This window comes from Lacrimispora sp. (assembly GCF_032078915.1).
Taxonomy (GTDB): domain Bacteria; phylum Bacillota; class Clostridia; order Lachnospirales; family Lachnospiraceae; genus Lacrimispora.
Window position 1 is genome coordinate 1 of record NZ_DAMAUN010000111.1, and the last position, 1,448, is coordinate 1,448.

2 protein-coding genes are annotated in these 1,448 nt (G+C 37.8%); both read right to left on the reverse strand.

Features of this window, described 5'->3' with window-relative positions:
• Positions 1 to 693 (reverse strand): InlB B-repeat-containing protein (locus RT269_RS26620; RefSeq protein WP_313187227.1); only part of this gene is annotated, 693 nt, incomplete at its 3' end.
• A 559-nt stretch (positions 694 to 1,252) separates the two neighbouring features.
• Positions 1,253 to 1,448 (reverse strand): GHKL domain-containing protein (locus RT269_RS26625; RefSeq protein ID WP_313187229.1); only part of this gene is annotated, 196 nt, incomplete at its 5' end.

Below are 1,448 nucleotides of genomic sequence, written 5' to 3' on the forward strand. Positions count from 1 at the left end.
CCTGTCAGTGACTTTACCTCCCACAGGCACGGTTACATCATAAAATTGAGCATATGAGCCGTCATTAAGATCATACATTACAAGATATGTCTTTTCCCAGGCTGCCAACAGGACCATATTTCCTGGAACAGTATCATGTTCAAAATCCCACATTACCGGCTCATTGTTACCATCTACATAGCCGTACCAACCTTTGAACAGGTAGCCGTCTTTTGTAGGGTCTGCAGGCTTATGGGTGATTTTTCCTCCTGCAAGCACTGTTGTCTTATAAAGATCTTCGTATTGTGTACCATCATCAAGATCAAAGACGACCATCACTGTCTCTGGCTGCGGGGAAGCAAAAGCCTTTGCATTTGATTCCGTAGCTGTTTCTGTAACTTCCTCTTGCGGGATAAGAGGTGTTTCTTCCGGCATGGCACTTTCATCTGTTAGTTCTGTAGAAGAAATATTCTCTTTCTCGTCAGTCTCTGCTTGTACTTCCTCTTCCGATAAAGCCAAGTCATCATCTGATGGAAGAATACTTTTTATTTCATCCTCTTCAATATTATTCAATTCCATATCCAGTTCTTCATTAAATAAAGAAACCGTTTCATCATTTGCGTATGCATTCATTGGTATCATACTACAGACTAATACTACTGTTAGCAGTAAGCTGATAAATCTACCAATTTTACGGTGAGCGCTTTTTTGCATGTATTATCCTCCTTTTTTTGATTACGCCTTAATTTCTTTCCTTTTAATTTCTTTCATCGATATCAAGGAGGGTTAATACAGCAGTAGAATTTATAATTCATTCCCATTGTATTCATATAAATCTCCTAAATCTAAAGTGTTTAACTTGATAAATATAGCATAAGACTAGAATGACCTGGAACCATATGTACTCAATTTGATATTTTATACCCTTAAATGAATGTGGTAATATTTGCATCGCAGCATTTCTAATTTAATGAACGATCATACAAGAAACTGCGGATGTTTGCATTACAAGAGTACCGCACAATGGTTGATGGTACATGCCTGGAGGTTATTCCATCCTCTAAAGTCGTAAAGAACAATCACAGTGGAGTGAAAGGCATTTCTTCTTATATTAAATTGAATTCATGGATTACATCCCTTTCTTTTAAAGGACGGTATTAGCATCTCGTGAAATCCGATAGCATTATGGACTGCGAAAGTAAGATAAAGAGCTAAAGATGAAAGTGTAAAGCCCTTTTTAGAAGAGAACCGACATTTACTTTAGGCATAGATATTACTTGTTGAGCGGAAATAAAAGAGTCACTGTAAAGAGCTTATTTTCCTGATCGGCATCAATTCTGATCACTCCGCCTAAGTGCTCAATGATTTCGGCGACAATTGCCAAACCCAATCCGTGAAAGTTTTTATCAGCTTTTGTGGATTCAAAAATACCGCTGTGCATGCTGAACTCCCCATTAAAAGAGTTGGAT